The organism is Kribbella sp. NPDC056951, from assembly GCF_042674205.1.
Classification (GTDB): Bacteria; Actinomycetota; Actinomycetes; order Propionibacteriales; family Kribbellaceae; genus Kribbella; species Kribbella yunnanensis.
Genome location: NZ_JBHUQZ010000001.1, coordinates 565,825 through 583,815, shown reverse-complemented (window position 1 = coordinate 583,815; position 17,991 = coordinate 565,825). Strand labels below are relative to the sequence as shown.

The 17,991-nt window shown below is 68.1% G+C and carries 18 protein-coding genes and 1 tRNA gene; 9 read left to right on the top strand and 10 right to left on the bottom strand.

Translation table 11 applies throughout. The features are described 5' to 3' along the window. Window positions 1-45 precede the first annotated feature (45 nt). From ACFTSF_RS02865 to nth, 4 genes are read right to left on the bottom strand one after another with little or no spacing between them, the layout of a single operon-like run. Window positions 46-1,218, bottom strand: a complete 1,173-nt coding sequence (locus ACFTSF_RS02865) for a MarP family serine protease (protein WP_344148259.1) — start codon at window positions 1,216-1,218, stop codon at window positions 46-48. Then, window positions 1,215-1,976 (bottom strand): NUDIX hydrolase, encoded by a 762-nt coding sequence (locus tag ACFTSF_RS02860; protein WP_380152176.1) that lies wholly within the window; start codon window positions 1,974-1,976, stop codon window positions 1,215-1,217. The genes ACFTSF_RS02865 and ACFTSF_RS02860 overlap by 4 nt, the downstream gene beginning before the upstream one ends. Further along, window positions 1,973-2,539 (bottom strand): TlpA family protein disulfide reductase, encoded by a 567-nt coding sequence (locus ACFTSF_RS02855; protein WP_380152175.1) that lies wholly within the window; start codon window positions 2,537-2,539, stop codon window positions 1,973-1,975. The genes ACFTSF_RS02860 and ACFTSF_RS02855 overlap by 4 nt, the downstream gene beginning before the upstream one ends. Then, entirely contained in the window at window positions 2,536-3,327 is a 792-nt protein-coding gene (gene nth, locus ACFTSF_RS02850; protein WP_380152174.1) for an endonuclease III, read from the bottom strand. Before nth ends, ACFTSF_RS02855 begins: the two co-directional genes overlap by 4 nt. A gap of 134 nt (window positions 3,328-3,461) precedes the next feature. Here nth and ACFTSF_RS02845 point away from each other — a divergent pair, with 134 nt between their 5' ends. Then, window positions 3,462-4,139, top strand: a complete 678-nt coding sequence (locus tag ACFTSF_RS02845) for a cyclic nucleotide-binding domain-containing protein (RefSeq protein WP_171678263.1) — start codon at window positions 3,462-3,464, stop codon at window positions 4,137-4,139. Window positions 4,140-4,247: 108 nt separating this feature from the next. On the opposite strand, the gene ACFTSF_RS02840 is transcribed toward ACFTSF_RS02845, so the two are convergent. From ACFTSF_RS02840 to ACFTSF_RS02820, 5 genes are all read right to left on the bottom strand, one after another. Then, window positions 4,248-5,204, bottom strand: coding sequence for a type IV toxin-antitoxin system AbiEi family antitoxin domain-containing protein (locus ACFTSF_RS02840; RefSeq protein ID WP_380152173.1), 957 nt, complete (start codon window positions 5,202-5,204; stop codon window positions 4,248-4,250). Between the two features lie 137 nt (window positions 5,205-5,341). Next, entirely contained in the window at window positions 5,342-6,160 is an 819-nt protein-coding gene (locus tag ACFTSF_RS02835; protein ID WP_380152172.1) for an MBL fold metallo-hydrolase, read from the bottom strand. Beyond that, the gene (locus ACFTSF_RS02830) at window positions 6,157-7,002 is read right to left on the bottom strand and encodes an NUDIX hydrolase (protein WP_380152171.1); all 846 of its coding nucleotides are present in this window, start codon (window positions 7,000-7,002) and stop codon (window positions 6,157-6,159) included. The genes ACFTSF_RS02835 and ACFTSF_RS02830 overlap by 4 nt, the downstream gene beginning before the upstream one ends. Window positions 7,003-7,129: 127 nt before the next feature. After that, window positions 7,130-7,588: a RidA family protein gene (locus ACFTSF_RS02825; protein WP_380152170.1), complete on the bottom strand. Its 459-nt coding sequence runs from the start codon at window positions 7,586-7,588 to the stop codon at window positions 7,130-7,132. After that, on the bottom strand, window positions 7,585-7,746 hold the full coding sequence (locus tag ACFTSF_RS02820; protein WP_132413438.1) for a DUF4177 domain-containing protein: 162 nt from the start codon (window positions 7,744-7,746) through the stop codon (window positions 7,585-7,587). Before ACFTSF_RS02820 ends, ACFTSF_RS02825 begins: the two co-directional genes overlap by 4 nt. Before the next feature lie 61 nt (window positions 7,747-7,807). Between ACFTSF_RS02820 and ACFTSF_RS02815 the strand changes: the two genes are divergently transcribed. The 4 genes from ACFTSF_RS02815 (at window position 7,808) to ACFTSF_RS02800 (ending at window position 14,881) form a co-directional block, all read left to right on the top strand. Further along, complete coding sequence (locus tag ACFTSF_RS02815) at window positions 7,808-8,758, top strand: ArsA-related P-loop ATPase (protein WP_344148234.1); 951 nt, start codon at window positions 7,808-7,810, stop codon at window positions 8,756-8,758. Beyond that, window positions 8,755-9,870 (top strand): ArsA family ATPase, encoded by a 1,116-nt coding sequence (locus ACFTSF_RS02810; RefSeq protein ID WP_380152169.1) that lies wholly within the window; start codon window positions 8,755-8,757, stop codon window positions 9,868-9,870. Before ACFTSF_RS02815 ends, ACFTSF_RS02810 begins: the two co-directional genes overlap by 4 nt. Window positions 9,871-9,987: 117 nt before the next feature. Continuing rightward, complete coding sequence (gene lon, locus ACFTSF_RS02805; RefSeq protein WP_344148228.1) at window positions 9,988-12,339, top strand: endopeptidase La; 2,352 nt, start codon at window positions 9,988-9,990, stop codon at window positions 12,337-12,339. 145 nt (window positions 12,340-12,484) lie between these two features. After that, window positions 12,485-14,881: a transglycosylase domain-containing protein gene (locus ACFTSF_RS02800; RefSeq protein WP_344148225.1), complete on the top strand. Its 2,397-nt coding sequence runs from the start codon at window positions 12,485-12,487 to the stop codon at window positions 14,879-14,881. Window positions 14,882-15,408: 527 nt separating this feature from the next. Here the strand turns inward: ACFTSF_RS02800 and ACFTSF_RS02795 are convergent. Then, complete coding sequence (locus ACFTSF_RS02795; protein WP_380152168.1) at window positions 15,409-15,876, bottom strand: GatB/YqeY domain-containing protein; 468 nt, start codon at window positions 15,874-15,876, stop codon at window positions 15,409-15,411. Between the two features lie 32 nt (window positions 15,877-15,908). On the opposite strand from ACFTSF_RS02795, the gene ACFTSF_RS02790 reads away from it, so the two are divergent. From ACFTSF_RS02790 to lipB, 4 genes are all read left to right on the top strand, one after another. Further along, window positions 15,909-16,862 carry a metallophosphoesterase gene (locus tag ACFTSF_RS02790; protein WP_380153072.1) on the top strand — a complete coding sequence of 318 codons (954 nt, stop codon included), beginning with the start codon at window positions 15,909-15,911 and terminating at the stop codon, window positions 16,860-16,862. Window positions 16,863-16,870: 8 nt separating this feature from the next. Continuing rightward, window positions 16,871-16,947, top strand: a tRNA-Pro gene (locus tag ACFTSF_RS02785). A gap of 59 nt (window positions 16,948-17,006) precedes the next feature. Then, window positions 17,007-17,339 (top strand): hypothetical protein, encoded by a 333-nt coding sequence (locus ACFTSF_RS02780; protein ID WP_380152167.1) that lies wholly within the window; start codon window positions 17,007-17,009, stop codon window positions 17,337-17,339. A gap of 4 nt (window positions 17,340-17,343) precedes the next feature. Beyond that, window positions 17,344-17,973, top strand: coding sequence for a lipoyl(octanoyl) transferase LipB (lipB, locus tag ACFTSF_RS02775; RefSeq protein ID WP_380152165.1), 630 nt, complete (start codon window positions 17,344-17,346; stop codon window positions 17,971-17,973). Window positions 17,974-17,991: the final 18 nt, after the last annotated feature.

Here is a 17,991-nt window from a genome sequence, read left to right as displayed (position 1 = left end):
CGTCACACTCCTCGAACGCGGCGACCGGGCGGATCTGCTGCATCCCTACGTGCAGGTTTTTGTGGAGACCTCTTGAGTGGCGGATGCGCCGTCGCGGGCGTCGTCGGAGACCTGCTCGGCGGTCAGCACGTAACCGGTGCGGTTGTCCTCGACCGAGGCCGCGAAGACCACGCCGTACACGGTGCCCTTGGAGGACAGCAGCGGGCCGCCGGAGTTGCCCGGGCGGACCGAGGCCCAGATCGAGAAGGCCTGCCGGGTGACCGTCCGGTCGCCGTAGATGTCCGGGCCGCGCAGGCGCTCCTCGGAGCGGATCCGGGCCGGCTCGGAGTCGAACGGGCCGTTCTCCGGGTAGCCGAGGACGACGGCCGGGTCGTCGGCCTTCGCGGTGAAGTCGAACTGCAGCGGCTTGATGTCCAGCTTCGGCACGTACAGGACGGCGATATCGACCTCGGGATCGAACAGTACGACGTTCGCCTCGTAGGACTTACCGTTCACCTCGACCTGCGGTGCGCTGACACCGGCGACGACGTGCGCGTTCGTCATCACGCGTTGCGGGGCATAGACGAACCCACTGCCCTCAAGACCGCGCGAGCAGTTCGCGACGCCGGTGACCTTGGCGATCCGGCTGTAGGCCTGCCGTACGGCGGGCTGCCGGGCGATCGCGCTGTCCGGCGGCTGGGTGTCGCGGATCCGCTCCGGCACGAACGGGTCGAGGAAGCGGGGGAACAGATCGGTGTTCACCACGTCGTTGAACGCCTGTAGCGCCTTGTCGGCACCACTCGGCAGCACCTGGTCGACCTTGGCCAGCACCGCCGACCCGCGGACCGCCGACGTGACGCTGGGGATCCGCGCGCCGCTCACCGCGACGCCGAGGACCCAGGAGACGATCAGGACCGAGGCTGCGGCCAGTACGGCGCCGCCGAGCGCATCGACCGCTTTGACCGGGTTCCAAGAGATCTTGTTGCGCAGCTTCGACCCGACTATCGCGCCGACCGTGCGGCCGATCGAGGCCAGGATCACCACCAGGACCAGGGCGGCGAACGACACCGAGACGCTCGGCGAGAAGTTGTCCAGCACTCGCGGTACGCCCCAGACGCCGACTGCGGCGCCGCCGAGCAGCCCGAGGGTGGCGCATGCACCCAGCACGAAGCCTTCGATGTACCCCGAGATCGCCACCAGCAGCGTGACGACCACCAGCGCCCAGTCGAGGTTGCTCACTCCACACCCTCCGGATCGTTCCCGCCGAGGTCGTGCTCGATGGCGGTCATCCGCCGTACGTCCTCCGAACGGCGTCCCTCACTCCGCCAGGCCGCCTCGACCAGTCGGTCGGGTAAAGGTACGACGTTCGAGGGGTCCCAGTCGCGCGCCCAGCCGCCGAGCAGCAGCAATTTGTCCAGCAGCCCGGCGGTAAATCCCCAGACGAACAGGTCACCGACCAGGAACGCCGGCCCGGTGAACCCGGACGGATGCCGGCAGGTGACCCGCAACGCCGGGTCGGCCAAGGTCTGCACCGGGACAGTGAGCACCGAGGCGACCTCGGCCGGATCCACCACGGCCACCGGGGACGGCGTCCGCCACCAGGCCAGCACCGGCGTCACGCCGAAGTTGCTGACCGGGACCCAGAGCGCGGGCCAGGTCGCGAACGGTACGACGCCGTCCGGATCGAGCCCGGTCTCCTCCCAGGCCTCCCGCAGCGCGGTCCGGACCAGGCCTTCCGCGCCGGTCCCGTCCTCGGGATCCACACCACCGCCCGGGAACGCGATCTGGCCGGCATGTTTGCGCATCGTCCAGGAGCGCTCGGTCAGCAGTACCTCGGGACCGTCGTTGCCTTCGGCAAGCAGGATGAGGACGGCGGAGTTCCGCACCGACGGGTCGTCGGGCGGCAGGAAGCGGGACAGCAGGTTCGGGTCGACGTCCGAGGAGGCCTTCGCCAGCGGACGCAGCCAGTCCGGGATCTGTACGTCGTCGAACGTCACAGCGAAACCCCCAGCCGGTCCTTGATCGACTGCTCGAACTGCTGCTGCGAGGTGAACGCCCCGTTGTGCAGCGTGAACTTGCCGTCCTTGTCCACGAAGACCGTCACCGGCGGGCCGCCGACTTTGAACGGCGTGCGCACCAGCTTCTCGCGGTCGACCAGGTGCGGATAGTTCAGCCCGCGGTCGAGCGCGAACTTCACGGCCAGCTCCGGCCGCGTGTCCACGTAGTCGATCCCCAGCATCTGCAGCTTGCCGGCGGCCTTCTTCTGCACGGCCGCCAGGTACGGCGCTTCGTCGCGGCACGGTGGACACCATTGCGCCCACACGTTGATCACCAGCGGGCCGCGGAGGTCGGCCAGCCGGATATCCGGCCCGCTGCCGAGACACGGCAGCGTGATGTCGGGCAGACCGTTGCTCACCGGCGGCCGGGACTCGGTCGGTGGGCAGGCAACCAACTTGTCGGCTCCGGGAATCGCGCTCGGCCCGGCGCTCGGCGTACCGGCTCCTGCTCCGCAGCCCGCCAGCACCGTGGCCAGGACGGCGGCCGCCAGCACGCGCCTCACGCGGCCGGGACCTTCACCAGCTTCGCGGCGGACTCGTAGTCGGTCGGACCAGCGCCGTACGACGGGCACCACTGGGCGATCGGGCAGGCGCCGCAGGCGGGCTTCTTGGCGTGGCAGCGGCGGCGGCCGTGGAAGATCAGCCGGTGCGACAGCATCGTCCAGTCCTTCTTCGGGAACAGGTCACCGATGATGTGCTCGACCTTGACCGGGTCCTCCTCCTCGGTCCAACCGAACCGGCGGACGAGCCGGCCGAAGTGCGTGTCGACGGTGATCCCGGGAATGTTGAAGGCGTTGCCGAGGACGACGTTCGCCGTCTTGCGACCGGTCCCGGGGAGCTTCACGAGCTCCTCGAGCTTGCCTGGGACAACCCCGTCGTACTCGTCGACGAGGACCTGGCCGAGCTTCATCACGCTGTTCGTCTTGGCGCGGAAGAAGCCGGTCGGCTTCAGGATCGCCTCCATCTCCTCGCGGTCGGCCTCGGCCATCGCCTGGGCCGTCGGATACTTCGCGAAGAGCGTCGGGGTGACCTTGTTGACCATCACATCGGTGGTCTGGGCGGACAGGATGGTGGCCACGAGCAACTCGAGCGGAGTCGTGAAATCGAGCTCACAGTGCGCGTCCGGGTAGGTGTCGGTGAGCACTTTGTGCATCTTCCGGGCCCGCCGGACGAGCTGGCTGGACGTCTCCTCGGCGAACACCGGGGCCTTACGGGGGAGCTTCAGCGTCACCGTCTCCAAGGCCCCGGGGACGGGGTGTACGACGGCTTCCGCGACACGCTGGGATGGCATACCAGCCAGCCTACGTGGCGGGGCCGACACTGGAGGGGCTACGGTTTTGGGGCGAGCGGGTGGATACGCTCACCTCGCCGGGCGGGGCGATCCCCCGGCCGAAGACGTGGTCGAAGGTCCTAGGAGGCCCCAAAGTGGATGCCGCAGTGCTCAAACAGGCGCCGCTGTTCAGTCAGCTCGACGACGAGGCAGCCGACGCGCTGGCCGCCTCGATGACCGAGAGCCGGCTTCGCCGTGGCCAGGTGCTGTTCCACGAAGGCGACTCCGGGGACCGGCTGTTCATCGTCGTCGAGGGCAAGGTCAAGCTCGGCCGCACCTCCGCCGACGGCCGCGAGAACCTGCTCGCCGTCCTCGGCCCGGGCCAGATGTTCGGCGAACTGTCACTGTTCGACCCCGGACCGCGCTCGTCCACCGTCACCGCCGTCACCGACGCCTCGATGATGTCGCTGACCCACGACGAGCTCCTACGCTGGCTGGCCGGCCGCCCCGAGGTGGCCCGCGGCCTGCTCCTGCAGCTGGCCTCCCGCCTGCGCAAGGTCTCCGACGTCGTCGCCGACCTCGTCTTCTCCGACGTCCCCGGCCGCGTCGCCAAGGCCCTCCTGGACCTCGCCAGCCGCTTCGGCCGCACCGCCGACGACGGCGTCCACGTCCACCACGACCTCACCCAGGAAGAGCTGGCCCAACTCGTCGGCGCCTCCCGCGAAACCGTCAACAAGGCCCTCGCCGACTTCGCCTCCCGAGGCTGGGTCCGCCTGGAACCCCGCTCCGTAGTCCTCCTGGACGTAGACCGCCTCCAACGCCGAGCCCGCTAACCCCGCGCCCGTCCCCACCCCGCCGTACGGTCGCAATTTCGCTGGCTAGCCACCGAGATCAGGGGTTCTGCACCGTGGTTATGAGTGCAGAACCCCCAATTTGCGTGCTCAGCCAGCCAAATGGGTACGGCGGGAGCGGTCGAAGGCGGCACGGAGAATTCTGCCGGTGCGGGCCGGGGTTTCGAGGTCGGCCCAGATGGTCCGGACGACCTGCAGCCCGAGGGCCCGGAGCCGGTCCTCGCGGATCTTCTCCTGGATCAAGACCTCACTCGAACCGTCGGAGTACTTCATCAGGCCGTCGAATTCGACCACGAGGTTGTAGTCGGGGAAGTAGAAGTCGACCCGGCCGATGAAGCCGTCAGAGTCCTCGAAGACCACCTGCAGGAGGGGTGCCGGCAGGCCCAGGTGATGGATGAGGACGCGCATCCGCGACTCGCCGACCGACTCCGCCAACGGATTCGCGAAGGCAAGCGCGGCTCGTAGCGTCGGACCACCCGGCCAGAATTCGGCCGCCCCGAGCACACGTGCGAACTCATCACTGGGTACCTGACCGGTCCGCAGTACGGCGTCCGCGCTCACGACCGCCGATTCGAACGAACTCGCGGCCGCGGTCTCGGCCAGCGCGCGGGCCAGGGCGGTGACGGGCAAACCGTCGACCGCGGCCAAGTCCGCCGTACTCAGCACTCCTCGATGGTGCCTGACGCCGGCTGCGTGACCGTTGCGCCAGCCGCTCGTCCTGGTCAGTTGTACCTCGGACAGTTCCGCCTCCCACACCGGGATGCCGTGCATGATCAGTGCAGAGTGGTGGCTCACCGCGAACGTCCCGGGGCGCATCGAGTTCGCCGCGGCATAGACGAGTCGCCGATGGAGCTGGAGTTCGCGTTCCCAGGGCGGGAGGTGGCCGAGGTCGACTCGTTCGGCGTACTGCCCGTGACGCACACGCTCCCACCGACCGTCGCGCAGACGTTCCTGCACCTGTTCAGGCGTGTACCCCGCGTCGAGCGCCTGCCGACGGCTGAAGACACCACCTTGCACGCTCGCGACGGCCGTAAGTACCGGGTTCATCACCCCAGGATCACCCACCCAACCCCGCCCCGGGGGCCCTCACCCAAACCTGTGGATAACCCTCATTTGCCTGGCTAGGCACTCAAATCAGGGGTTCTACACCCGCAATTTGAGTGGAGAACCCCTGATATGGCTGGTCAGCCAGTCAAATAGTCGAGTTGGGCGCGGACGGAGCGTTCGGCGGCGGGGTGGAGGGTGGGGTCTACGTCTGCGTAGACGTGTTTGACGACGGCCTCGGGGGTGGTGTGGCCGGCGGCTAGGGCTTGGCGGACTTGGTCTAGGCGCTCGCGGCGGTGGGTTAGGTAGTGGGTTAGGACGGTGGCGGGGTCGGTGATTACTGGGCCGTGGCCGGGGAGTAGGCGTTTCGGGGCGGCGGCGGAGTTGGTGAAGGCTAGGAGTTTTTCGAGGGAGTCTAGGTAGGGGGCTAGGGCTCCGTCGGGGTGGGCTACTACGGAGGTGCCGCGGCCTAGGACGGTGTCGCCGGTGAGGAGGGAGCCGTCCTGCGGGAGCCAGAAGCAGACGGAGTCGAGGGTGTGGCCGGGGGTGGGGAGGACCTCGACGCGGAGGCCGTCGGCGGTGATGACGTCGCCTTCGGCGAGGCCGTGGGCGTGGTCGGTGGGGATGCGGAAGGCGGGGTCGACGGCGCGGACGCCGCAGCCGGCCTGGTTCGCGAACCAGGCGGCGCCTTCGGTGTGGTCGGGGTGCTTGTGGGTGATCAGTACGACGGCTACGTCGCCCGCTGCCGCCAGTACGGCGCGGAGGTGGTCCTCGAGGGGCGGACCGGGGTCGACCACGATCGAGCGAGCGGTCCGGGGCGCGTCAGCAGCCGCGTCAGGTCGGTCGGCGGCGGATTCCGGGGCGCGGAGGATCCAGGTGTTCGTGCCCTCGAGCGTCATCGGGCCTGGGTTCGGGGCCAGGACTCGGGTTGCGTAGTCGGTGACTCGTTCAGCGGTCACGGGAGCTCCAGGGCGGTGTTTTCGAGGTACGCGAGGTCGGCTTCGATGCGGAGGGTCGGCATGATCGTGGGGATCTCGCGGTTCCCGGCGGCGGCCAGGGCCGCGGCGACGTCGTCGTACGGCGTGAGGTCGGCGCAGCTCAGGTACGTCGGGGGAAGCATCAGGACCGAGCCTGTATCGGCGGCTGCCACCGCGTCGGCGGGGCGGAGCCAGGCGACCTGGTCGGACTCGCTGGTCACGTCGCGGGTGATCTGGCCGGCCGGGAGGGCGGCGACGAAGAAGGCGGTGTCGTAGCGCTTCGGTTCGAACTCGGGGGTGATCCAGTGCGCCCAGGCGCCGAGCAGGTCGGCGCGCAGGACCAGGCCGCGGCGGTGCAGGAAGTCCGCGAAGCCAAGCGAACGGTTCTCGAGGGCGACACGGTCGGCCTCCCAGTCGTCGCCGCTGGTGTCGGCGACCACCGATGAGGCTGACGGACCGGCGAGGAGGACGCCGGATTCCTCAAACGTCTCCCGTACGGCGGCAGCGACGTACGCGGAGGCTGTTTCCCGTGAGCAGCCGAGGCGGTCGGCGAACCACGAGGGCGGCGGACCGGACCACGAGTCGGCGACGGTCGCGTCGGTCGGGTCGACGCGGCCGCCCGGGAAGACCGTCATACCGGCGGCGAACGCCATCGACAGCTGCCGCCGGAGCAGGTAGACCTCCGGGCCGGCCGCGGTGTCGCGGAGCAGGATCACGGTCGAGGCGGGACGTGGTTCCGCAGGGGTCCGGGACTCCCGGACATGCGCGAACGCCGCCTCGGCCATCCGGCCGGTCAGCGGCTCGGACCTCAGATCCCGCACCATGCACTCAACCTCCGATTTGGCTGCCTAGCCACCCAAATCGGGGGTTCTCCACCGTTAACCACGGTGGAGAACCCCCAAAACCCCTGCCTAGCCAGCCAAATTGCGGTGGGGGGCGGCGGGGGTGGGGTCAGACCTCGAAGATGAGTTCTACCTCGACGGGGGCGTCGAGGGGGAGGACCGGTACGCCGACTGCGCTGCGGGCGTGCTGGCCGATGTCGCCGAAGACGGCGCCGAACAGTTCCGAGGCGCCGTTGGCGACCTGGGGCTGACCGGTGAACTCCGGGGTCGAGGCGATGAACGCGACGGCCTTGACGATCCGCTTGATGTTCGCCAGGTCGCCGATCTCGGCCTTGACCGCGGCCAGGGCGTTCAGCGCGCACTGCTGTGCGCACTCGCTCGCGACCTCGGGGGTGACGGCGTCGCCGACCTTGCCGGTGGCGATCAGGGTGCCCTCGCGCAGCGGCAGCTGACCGGACGTGTAGACCAGGTTGCCGGTCCGGACGGCCGGAACGTAGGCGGCGACCGGCTTGGCCACCTCCGGCAGCTTCAGGCCGAGCTCGGCCAGCTTCTCCTCGGGGTGGCTCACTTGGACTCGATCTCCCGCTTGAAGTAGGCGACCAGGTTCTCCGGGTTCATCCCCGGGACGACCTGGACCAGCTCCCAGCCGTCCTGGCCGAAGTTGTCCAGGATCTCCTTGGTCGAGTGGACCAGCAGCGGCGCGGTGAAGTACTCGAACTTCTTCATAGGGTGGACTCTAACGGGAGCGTGCGGGGTGTGCCGTGGGCCACGTCCTACTCTGGTCCTTATGGCGCGACTCCACGTGGTCACCGGCAAAGGCGGCACCGGGAAGTCGACCGTTGCCGCGGCCATGGCGCTCGCGCTGGCCGAGCAGGGTAAGCGGGTACTGCTGGTCGAGGTCGAGGGCCGCCAGGGCATCGCGCAGCTCTTCGACGCACCGCCTCTCCCGTACGTCGAACGCAAGATCGCGACCGGGGTCGGGGGTGGGGAGGTGTTCGCGCTGGCCGTGGATGCGGAGGCGGCGCTGCTCGAGTACCTCGACATGTATTACCACCTGGGTCGTGCTGGGAAGGCGCTCGACAAAGTGGGGGCGATCGACTTCGTGACCACGATCGCGCCCGGACTACGCGACGTACTGCTGACCGGCAAGGTCTACGAGGCGACGCGGCGCAAGGCGCACGGCAAGCTCGCGTACGACGCGGTCGTGCTGGACGCGCCGCCGACCGGGCGGATCGGGTCGTTCCTGAACGTGAACCACGAGGTCGCCAATCTCGCCAAGGTCGGGCCGATCCGGAACCAGGCCGACGCGATCATGGGGATGCTGCGGTCGGATGTCACGCGGATCCACCTGGTCACGCTGCTGGAGGAGATGCCGGTCCAGGAGACGTTGGACGCGGTCGAACAGTTGGAGGCGTTGGACCTGCGGATCGGGTCGGTCGTGGTGAACATGGTTCGGCACAGTCCGCTCGACGAGGACGCGCTTGCCCTTGCGGTGAAGGAGAAACTGCCCGCGACGGAGTTGTCGAAGGGGTTGCGTGCGGCCGGAGTTGCCGTGAGCAAGGAGTTGGTGGCGACACTGGCGGCGGAGGCGCGGGACCACGCGGTGCGGGTGGGGTTGGAGCGCGAGAACCGCGACCGAATAGATGCCCTAGGCAAGCAAGTCACCGAGCTGATGCTGCAGCCCGAAGGAATCGATCACGGCACCCTGATCGACCTGGCCGAGGAGTTCCGCGCATGAGCGAACTGGATCTGGATGCGTTGATTGACGACCCCGGGATTCGGATTGTGGTGACTTGTGGGTCGGGTGGGGTGGGGAAGACGACGACCGCGGCGGCGCTTGGGTTGCGGGCGGCGGAGCGGGGGCGGAAGGTCGTCGTACTGACTATTGATCCGGCTCGGCGGTTGGCGCAGTCGTTGGGGCTTACCGAGTTGGACAACACGCCTCGGGCGGTTGCTGGGGTGGGTGGTGACGGGCAGCTGGACGCGATGATGCTGGATATGAAGCGGACCTTTGACGAGGTCGTGCTGGCTCATGCGACGCCCGAGAAGGCCGAGCAGATTCTGGCTAATCCGTTCTATCTGGCGTTGTCTTCCTCGTTCGCGGGGACGCAGGAGTACATGGCGATGGAGAAGCTTGGGCAGCTGCACAAGCAGGCTGAGGCTTCTGGGGACTGGGATCTGATCGTCGTGGATACGCCGCCGTCGCGGTCGGCGTTGGACTTCCTGGATGCGCCGGAGCGGCTTGCGTCGCTGCTGGAGGGGCGGTTCCTGCGGCTGTTGCTGGCGCCGGCGAAAGGGCCGTTCCGGTTGATGTCGACGGCGGTGAACATGGCGATGTCGGTGATGAACAAGGTTCTCGGCGCGCAGGTGCTGACCGATGTGCAGACGTTCGTCGCCGCGTTCGACACGCTGTTCGGTGGATTCCGGCAGCGGGCTGACAAGACGGTGGCGTTGCTGCGGGAGCCGCATACCGCGTTCCTCGTGGTCGCGGCTCCGCAGAACGACGCGTTGCGGGAGGCGTCGTACTTCACCGAGCGGTTGCGCGAAGAGAACATGCCGCTGGCGGGCGTCGTACTGAATCGGGTGACGAACTCGGAGGCGACCGATCTGTCGGCCGAGCGGTCGCTTGCGGCGGCGGAGAAGCTGGAGGAGGCGGACAAGTCGCCGCTGACGGCCGCGCTGCTCCGGCTGCACGCGGACAAGATGCAGCAGGTGGTCGCCGATCACAAGCGCGCCGACCGGTTCAAGCGCGGTCACCGCTCGATCCCGACCGTCGAGGTGCCCGCATTGGCCGACGACGTCCACGACCTCACCGGCCTACGCCAGATCGGTGACCTGCTGACCGCCTGAGCGAGGCGGAGCCCCCCTCCATTTCACCCTCAGCGAACGCCGGGCACCTCGGGAATGACCTGGTGGGGCCATTGGTTGAGCCTGTCAGACTCAATCTTTGGATAAGGGTGTGACAGCGTGACCGATACGTTGAATCTTCCGGTTCTGCCGCTGGACGACATCGTCGTTCTGCCGGGAATGGTCGTGCCGGTCCGCCTCGCCGACAGCGAGGCGCGAGCGGCCATCGACGCCGCGCAGGCCTCCGGTGCCGACCAGGTGCTGCTGGTACCGCGGCTGGACGGGAAATATGCCAAGGCTGGGACGCTCGGCGAGATCGAGCAGATCGGCCGGCTGCCGGGCGGAGCCCAGGCAGCAGTGATCCGCGGTACGGCGCGGGTTCTGATCGGCGCCGGGACCACCGGTCCGGGTGCCGCCCTCTGGGTCAGCGCGACCCAGCTGCACGAGATCACCGACGCGCGGTCGGCGGAGCTGGCCCGCGAGTACAAGAGCCTGGTCACCTCGGTGCTGGAGCGCCGTGGCGCGTGGCAGGTCATCGACTCCGTGAAGCAGGTGACCGACCCGGCGGAGCTGTCCGACCTGGCCGGCTACGCGTCGTACCTGAGCGACGAGCAGAAGTCCGAGCTGCTGGAGAACGCCAACGTCACCGAGCGGCTGGAGAAGCTGATCGGTTGGGTGAAGGACCACCTGGCCGAGCTCGAGGTCTCCGAGACGATCCAGAAGGACGTCCAGGAGGGTATGGAGAAGCAGCAGCGGGAGTTCCTGCTGCGCCAGCAGATGGCTGCGATCCGCAAGGAGCTGGCCGAGCTGGACGGCAAGGCCGAGTCCGAGGAAGAGGACTACCGGGCCCGCGTCGAGGCTGCTGACCTGCCGGAGCACGTGGCCAAGGCCGCGCTGGCTGAGGTCGACAAGCTCGAGCGGACGTCCGACCAGTCCCCTGAGGTCGGCTGGATCCGGACCTGGCTCGACACGGTGCTCGAAGTGCCGTGGAACGAGCGCAGCGAGGACAGCTACGACCTGCGCGAGGCGCGGGCTGTGCTGGACGCTGACCACTCCGGTCTGGACGACGTGAAGGAGCGCATCACCGAGTACCTGGCTGTACGGCGTCGCCGCGCGGACCGGGGTCTGGGCGTCGTCGGCGGTCGCCGGAGTGGCGCCGTACTGGCGCTGGTCGGGCCTCCTGGTGTGGGTAAGACCTCCCTGGGTGAGTCGGTGGCGCGTGCCATGGGCCGCAAGTTCGTCCGGGTGGCACTGGGCGGTGTTCGGGACGAGGCCGAGATCCGTGGGCACCGGCGTACCTACGTCGGCGCACTGCCGGGCCGGATCGTCCGGGCCATCACCGAGGCCGGTTCGATGAACCCCGTCGTACTGCTGGACGAGATCGACAAGGTAGGTGCGGACTACCGGGGCGACCCGACCGCCGCCCTGCTGGAGGTCCTCGACCCGGCGCAGAACCACACCTTCCGGGACCACTACCTGGAGGTCGAGCTGGACCTGTCCGACGTGGTCTTCCTGGCCACGGCGAACGTGCTGGACTCGATCCCCGGTCCGCTGCTGGACCGGATGGAGCTGGTGCAGCTGGACGGTTACACCGAGGAGGAGAAGGTCACCATCGCCCGTGACCACCTGCTTCCGCGACAGCTGGAGCGGGCGGGCCTGACGGCGGACGAGGTGACGGTCGAGGAATCGGCGCTGCGGCTGCTGGCTGGCGAGTACACGCGGGAGGCCGGTGTCCGGCAGCTCGAGCGGGCGATCGCCCGGGTCCTGCGGAAGGTCACCTCGAAGATCGCCCTGGGCGAGTCGGAGGGTGCACAGACCATCGGTGACGGTGATCTGAAGGGCTACCTGGGCTCGCCGCGGTTCACACCGGAGTCTGCGGAGCGTACGTCGCTCCCAGGCGTCGCGACCGGATTGGCGGTGACCGGTGCGGGTGGTGACGTGCTCTTCATCGAGGCGTCGCTGGCCGACAAGGAGACCGGCCCGACCGGAGTCACGTTGACCGGGCAGTTGGGTGACGTGATGAAGGAGTCGGCGCAGATCGCCCTGTCGTACCTGCGCTCACACGGTGCGGAGCTGGGACTGCCGGTCAGCGACTTGGCCGAGCGGAACACTCACATCCACGTGCCGGCGGGCGCCGTACCGAAGGATGGTCCTTCGGCCGGCGTGACGATGACGACCGCGTTGGCGTCGCTGCTGTCCGGACGGCCAGTACGGTCGGAGGTCGCGATGACCGGTGAGGTGTCGCTGACCGGGCGGGTCCTCCCGATCGGTGGCGTGAAGCAGAAGCTGCTCGCGGCGCATCGGGCCGGGTTGACCACGATCCTGATCCCGAAGCGCAACGAGCCCGACCTGGACGACGTACCGGAGTCGGTGCTGGCGGAGCTGACGGTGCACCCGGTGAGCGACGTACGGGAAGTGCTGGATCTGGCGCTGGAACCGGCCCAGGTGGACGCGCGGCAGTACGCCGCCTGACACCCGCCGTTTCACGGCTGTTGTGGCGAGGGCCCGAGCACCTGCTCGGGCCCTCGTTCTTTAGGATGAACTTTGTCCAGACGCTGTGACGCAATTCACAGCGCGAGCGGTAACCCGAAAAGCCGGTCACGTAGTCTTAACAACCATGCGCGTACGGGAGAAGGGCGATCGTGGGGTCGTCCAGTCGGTGGTTCTGTTCCTCGGAGTGAGTGTGCTGTCGGGCGCGCTGGCAGCAGGTCTCGCAATGCCCCTGGCAGGGCTGGCCGGGTTCACGACGGAGAAGACGTCGGAGACCCTGCAGGACCTGCCGCAGCAGTTCGACGAGGTGCCGCTGAAGCAGAAGAGCACCATCCGGGCAGCCGACGGGTCCGTCATCGCGACCCTCGCGGACAAGAACCGGGTCCCGGTCAAGCTCAGCCAGATCGCGCCGATCATGCAGAAGGCGATCGTCGCGATCGAGGACGACCGCTACTTCGAGCACGGCGCGCTCGACCTCAAGGGCACCCTGCGCGCGCTCGCGGTGAACCAGACCGAAGGCTCGGTCCAGCAGGGTGGTTCGAGTATCACCCAGCAGTTCATCAAGATGAGCCTGATCGAGAAGGCGAACACCCCCGCCGAGGTCGAGGCCGCCACCGCCGCCACCCCGCAGCGCAAGATCGCCGAGCTCCGCTACGCGATCGCCGCCGAGAAGGAGTTCTCGAAGACCGAGATCCTCGAGAAGTACCTGAACCTGGCGAACTTCGGCGACGGCGCCTGGGGCATCCAGTCCGCCGCGCAGCACTACTTCCGGGTCGACGCGAAGGACCTGAACCTGGCCCAGGCCGCGATGCTGGCCGGCATGGTGAAGAGCCCCACCGCCTACGACCCGACGAACAACATGAAGCGCTCCAAGGACCGCCGCGACGTGGTCATCCGCCGGATGCTCGAGCTCAAGGTCATCTCGGTGAACCAGGCCAACCTGGCACTGAAGGCCCCGGTCGTCGACCCGGCCAAGGTCCGCAAGAACCAGATCGGCTGCGGCAACTCGCCGTACCCGTTCTACTGCGAGTACATCGTCGCGCAGCTCAAGGAGAACCCGGCCTTCGGCAAGACCCCGAAGGACCGCGCCAACTACCTGAAGACGGCCGGCCTGACCATCCGGACCTCGCTCGACCCGAAGATCCAAGCGGCCGCGCAGAAGTCGATCGACGAGCACACCAAGCCGGACGACGAGGCGATCGCCGCGATCACCATCGTCGAGCCCGGGACCGGGCTGGTGAAGGCGATGGTGCAGAGCCGGAAGTACGGCAACGGCAAGAACCGGACGTCGTACAACTACAACGTCGAGAAGTCGTACGCCGGTGGCTTCGGCGGCTTCCAGAACGGTTCGACGATGAAGGCCTTCACGATCGCCGCGGCGATCCAGAAGGGCTACTCGATCAACTACAAGATCAACTCGCCGAGCCCGCTGCACATGGGCGGCCAGAAGTTCAGCACCTGCAACGGTACGGCGGGGGTCGAGGACAGCTACAGCCCGACGAACTCGACGAAGAACGTGCCGGACCCGACGATGATCCAGGCGGCGCAGAAGTCGACCAACACCTACTTCCTGCAGCTGTCCCAGAAGGTCGGTCTGTGCCCGATCGCGACCCTGCTCAAGTCCCTCGGGATGTACAACGCCCAGGACGGTGAGCCGCTGGAGCAGGTTCCGTCGATGACGCTGGGCGTCGGCTACATCACCCCGCTGCAGCTCTCGAGCGCGTACGCCGCCTTCGCCGCCCGCGGCAAGTACTGCACGCCCTGGCTGGTCACCTCGGTCCGCGACGCGGCCAACAAGTCGCTGAAGATCCCGGGTCAGGACTGCAAGCAGGTGCTGCCCGAGGCGGTGGCCGACGGGGTCAACGAGGTGCTGCACCAGGTCATGGAGCCGGGCGGTACCGGTAACCGGCTGAAGTTCGGCAACAGCGACCTGGCCGGCAAGACCGGAACCATCCAGGAGGCCAAGGCCGTCTGGTACTCCGGTTACTCCAGCAAGCTCGCCAGCGCGGCCGTGGTCGCGGACGCGAGCCCGCCGTACAAGCGTCTTTCCGGTCAGACCCTGGATGGCCAGGACATCAACGACGCCTCCGGCTCGATGACCGCCGGTCCGCTGTGGAAGACCGCGATGCAGAACGCGCTGAAGTACTACCCGACCACGCACTTCACCGCGCCCGACGAGAAGACCCAGCGCGGCAACAACGAGGAGCTCCCGTACGTCAACGGCATGAACCCCGACGACGCCGCGAACAAACTCCGCCAGGCCGGCTTCGAGGCCCAGATCAGCCCCGACCCGGTCAACTCCGACGAAGCCGCCGGCACCGTCGCCTACACCGACCCCCGCCGCCGCGACGGCGCCCCGGCCGGTTCCACCGTCACCATCTTCGTCTCGAACGGCAGCCGCGGTAACAACAACCAAGGCAACAACGAGAACGAGAACGAACAAGGCGACCCAGGCGACAACCAGCCCGGCGGCGGAGGCACCCCCGGCTGCCAACCCTGGGACCCCAAGTTCCCCAACTGCTAGGGCGCTGTAGCCCGAGGGCGACCACGATGAGAATGCTCCACCGGGTCTTGCCCTCGGGGTCGGCGAGTGTGGGGAGTGGGCGGTCGAGTGCGACCTCCGTGCCGTTGTCCATCGTTTACCGGCGACAATCTCCTCACAGTCGAGGCGAGCTGCTGGTGGTGGCGCGTCGAGCGAAGCCACTGTGCCGAGGAATGAGGCGAGAAAGGGGGTGGGAGGAGAGAGGCGGACCGCCCCCACTCACCAACTCTGCCTAGCCTGCTCGGTTCACGCTCAGCGCGACTGGCCCGGACCGCCCAGGAGCGGGTTGGTGAGTGGGACAGATCCGCGCGCCGAGCCCACCCCCGCGATGTGTCGGAGCAGCAGGTCCCCGATCAGCATCGGGAATCCGAGGAGCAGACCGGCTCCGGCCGGCGCCGCGTACCCGACGGCCACGTGACGTCCGTCGAATCCCAGGGGCGCGGGATCACGTGGGGTGTACGCGCCGGAGGCGCCGAAAGTACTGTCGCCGCCGGAGGCGGTGTCCTTTATTAGGCGCCTAGTTGGCGCTTGACCTCGGCGGAGACGGCGCCGCCGTCGGCTTTGCCTTTGACCTTGGGCTGGAGGGCGCCCATGACTTTGCCGATGCCTCGGGGGCCCAGGTCGGCGGCGCCGGTGGCGGCGATGGTTTCGGTGACCAGTACGGCGATCTCTTCGGCGGTGAGTTGTTCGGGGAGGTACTCGGCGAGGATGTCCGCCTCGGCCTGTTCTTTGTCGGCCAGTTCGGCGCGGCCGGCGTCGCGGTAGGCGATGACGGACTCGCGGCGCTTCTTGGCCTCGGAGCCGAGGACGTCGAGGATCTCGGCGTCGGAGAGCTCGCGGGCCTCCTTCCCGGCGACCTCGGCCTTGGTGACCGCGGTGAGCGCCATCCGCAGGGTGGACTTGCGGATCTCGTCGCGCGCCTTGAGGGCGGCGGTCATGTCGTCGTGCAGGCGCTGTTTCATTCCGGAGTTGGACATAGCAGAGATTGTGGCAGGCTGGGTGAATGAGTTTGCGCAGGATAGCCACCAACACCCTCAAGGCCACGGCTGCTGTCGGGGCCGTGGGGGCAGCTTGTGTGGCGTATGCGGCGGTCGTCGAGGTGCGGTGGTTCACGCTGCGCAGGGTGACGGTTCCGGTGCTGGCCGAAGGCTCGGCGCCGTTGAAGGTGCTGCACCTGTCCGACCTGCACCTGATGCCGACACAGGAGAAGAAGATCGGCTGGGTCAACGACCTGGCCGCGCTCGAACCCGACCTCATCGTCAACACCGGCGACAACCTCTCCCACGAGAAGTCGGTGCCGCCGTTGCTGCGGGCGCTCGGTGATCTGCTCGATCTTCCCGGCGTCTTCGTGTTCGGCTCCAACGACTACTGGAAGCCGCACTTCAAGAACCCGGGCAAGTACCTGCTGCCTGCAAACAAGCAGCGCCACAAGCCGCACGGCCCCGACCTCCCGTTCGAGGAGATGCGCCGCGCCTTCACCGACGCCGGCTGGGCCGACCTCAACAACGCGAAGACGAGCCTCAAGGTCAACGGCTTGCGCCTCGACTTCGCCGGCACCGACGACCCCCACATCAAGCGCGATCGGTACGGCGTGATCGCGGGCGAGGTGGATCCGTCGGCCGACCTCTCGATCGGGGTCACACACGCGCCGTACCAGCGGGTGCTGAACGCGTTCGTCGACGACGGCTATCCCCTGGTGCTCGCCGGTCACACCCACGGCGGTCAGCTCGCGGTCCCGTTCTACGGCGCCCTGGTGACCAACTGCGACCTCGACGCCTCCCGGGTCAAAGGCCTGTCCACCTGGGGCAGCAGCGGCCGCCAAGCGGCTCTCCACGTCTCGGCCGGACTCGGCACCTCGCCGTACGCGCCGGTCCGTTTCGCCTGCCGTCCGGAAGCGACATTGCTCACTCTCGTCCCCCGCGTAAACCCGATTTCGTCCCACGCCCCAGCGCATGTAAGCTAACGGCGATTCGGGCTGTGGCGCAGCTTGGTAGCGCGCTTCGTTCGGGACGAAGAGGTCGCAGGTTCAAATCCTGTCAGCCCGACCACGAGATTCAGGGTCAGTCACTCCGGTGACTGACCCTCAGTCTTTTGAGAGGTACTTGAGATGCGCAGCCGAGTCGTCGGACCGATCGTGCTCGCGGTGTGGACGGCGCTCGTCGTCGTACCGATCCTGCTGAGCTTCCGGGACGACGTGAGCGGCTTCCGGATCGTGATGGTGCTCTTCGCGCCGTGGGCGGCGGTTCCGGTGCACTGGCGCCGGCGTGTGCCGCTGGGGCGGGTCCTGCAGGGGTTCGGGATCGTGCTGCTGTTGCTGCTGCCGCTCGGCGCGGTCGCGGGGCAGGTGCCGATCGCGACGTACTTCAAGATCGTGGCGCCGCTCCTCCTGCTGCCACTCGTCTGGCTCTCGAACCGGCGCTGGTCGCGCGGCCTACGCTGAAGGTGTGCAGCGAGTTGATCTGGGTGAAGTCGAGTACGACGTCGCGGGCAAGCAGATGCAGGCCTGGGTCGAGGAACGGCAAGCGGGGACGGCTGAGGACCGGCTCTTCCTGCTGAGTCATCCGCCGGTGATCACCTACGGATCCCGTACGGCGGCCGAAGACCTGCCGCCCGAGACAGCGGGCATCCCGGCGGTGGCGGTCGATCGCGGCGGGTTCGCGACGTACCACGGTCCCGGCCAACTGGTCGGCTACCTGGTGATCGACGTGAAGCGGCGTGGGGTCGTGGATGTCGTGCGGTGGGTGGAGGACGGGCTGATCGAGGCGCTCGGGTCGCTCGGGTTCCCGCTGGTACGGCGGGAGACGCCGAAGGGCGCGAGCAGTCTCGTCGGGGTGTGGACCGCGGACGGGCGGAAGTTGTGCTCGATCGGGATGCGGATCCGGAAGGGTGTGACCAGCCACGGGTTCTCGGTCAACGTCGCCCCCGACATGTCGGTGTTTCACACGTTCACGACCTGTGGGCTGCACGACGTCACGATGGTTTCGCTGGCCGAGCTGGCGGCCGAGAATGGGCACCCGGTTCCGGACGACACCGCCGTACGGGACGCGATCGCGCACTCCCTCGGAGCGGCCTGAGCCCGCTACTGTGCGGGG

What these genes read in the sequence shown, in the direction of transcription:
- nth (WP_380152174.1), bottom strand. Translation starts at nt 3,327, where the DNA reads ATGCCATCCCAGCGTGTCGCGGAAGCCGTCGTACACCCCGTCCCCGGG.
- ACFTSF_RS02840 (WP_380152173.1), bottom strand. Translation starts at nt 5,204, where the DNA reads ATGAACCCGGTACTTACGGCCGTCGCGAGCGTGCAAGGTGGTGTCTTC.
- ACFTSF_RS02830 (WP_380152171.1), bottom strand. Translation starts at nt 7,002, where the DNA reads ATGGTGCGGGATCTGAGGTCCGAGCCGCTGACCGGCCGGATGGCCGAG.
- ACFTSF_RS02820 (WP_132413438.1), bottom strand. Translation starts at nt 7,746, where the DNA reads ATGAAGAAGTTCGAGTACTTCACCGCGCCGCTGCTGGTCCACTCGACC.
- ACFTSF_RS02815 (WP_344148234.1), top strand. Translation starts at nt 7,808, where the DNA reads ATGGCGCGACTCCACGTGGTCACCGGCAAAGGCGGCACCGGGAAGTCG.
- ACFTSF_RS02810 (WP_380152169.1), top strand. Translation starts at nt 8,755, where the DNA reads ATGAGCGAACTGGATCTGGATGCGTTGATTGACGACCCCGGGATTCGG.
- ACFTSF_RS02800 (WP_344148225.1), top strand. Translation starts at nt 12,485, where the DNA reads ATGCGCGTACGGGAGAAGGGCGATCGTGGGGTCGTCCAGTCGGTGGTT.
- ACFTSF_RS02795 (WP_380152168.1), bottom strand. Translation starts at nt 15,876, where the DNA reads ATGTCCAACTCCGGAATGAAACAGCGCCTGCACGACGACATGACCGCC.
- ACFTSF_RS02780 (WP_380152167.1), top strand. Translation starts at nt 17,007, where the DNA reads ATGCGCAGCCGAGTCGTCGGACCGATCGTGCTCGCGGTGTGGACGGCG.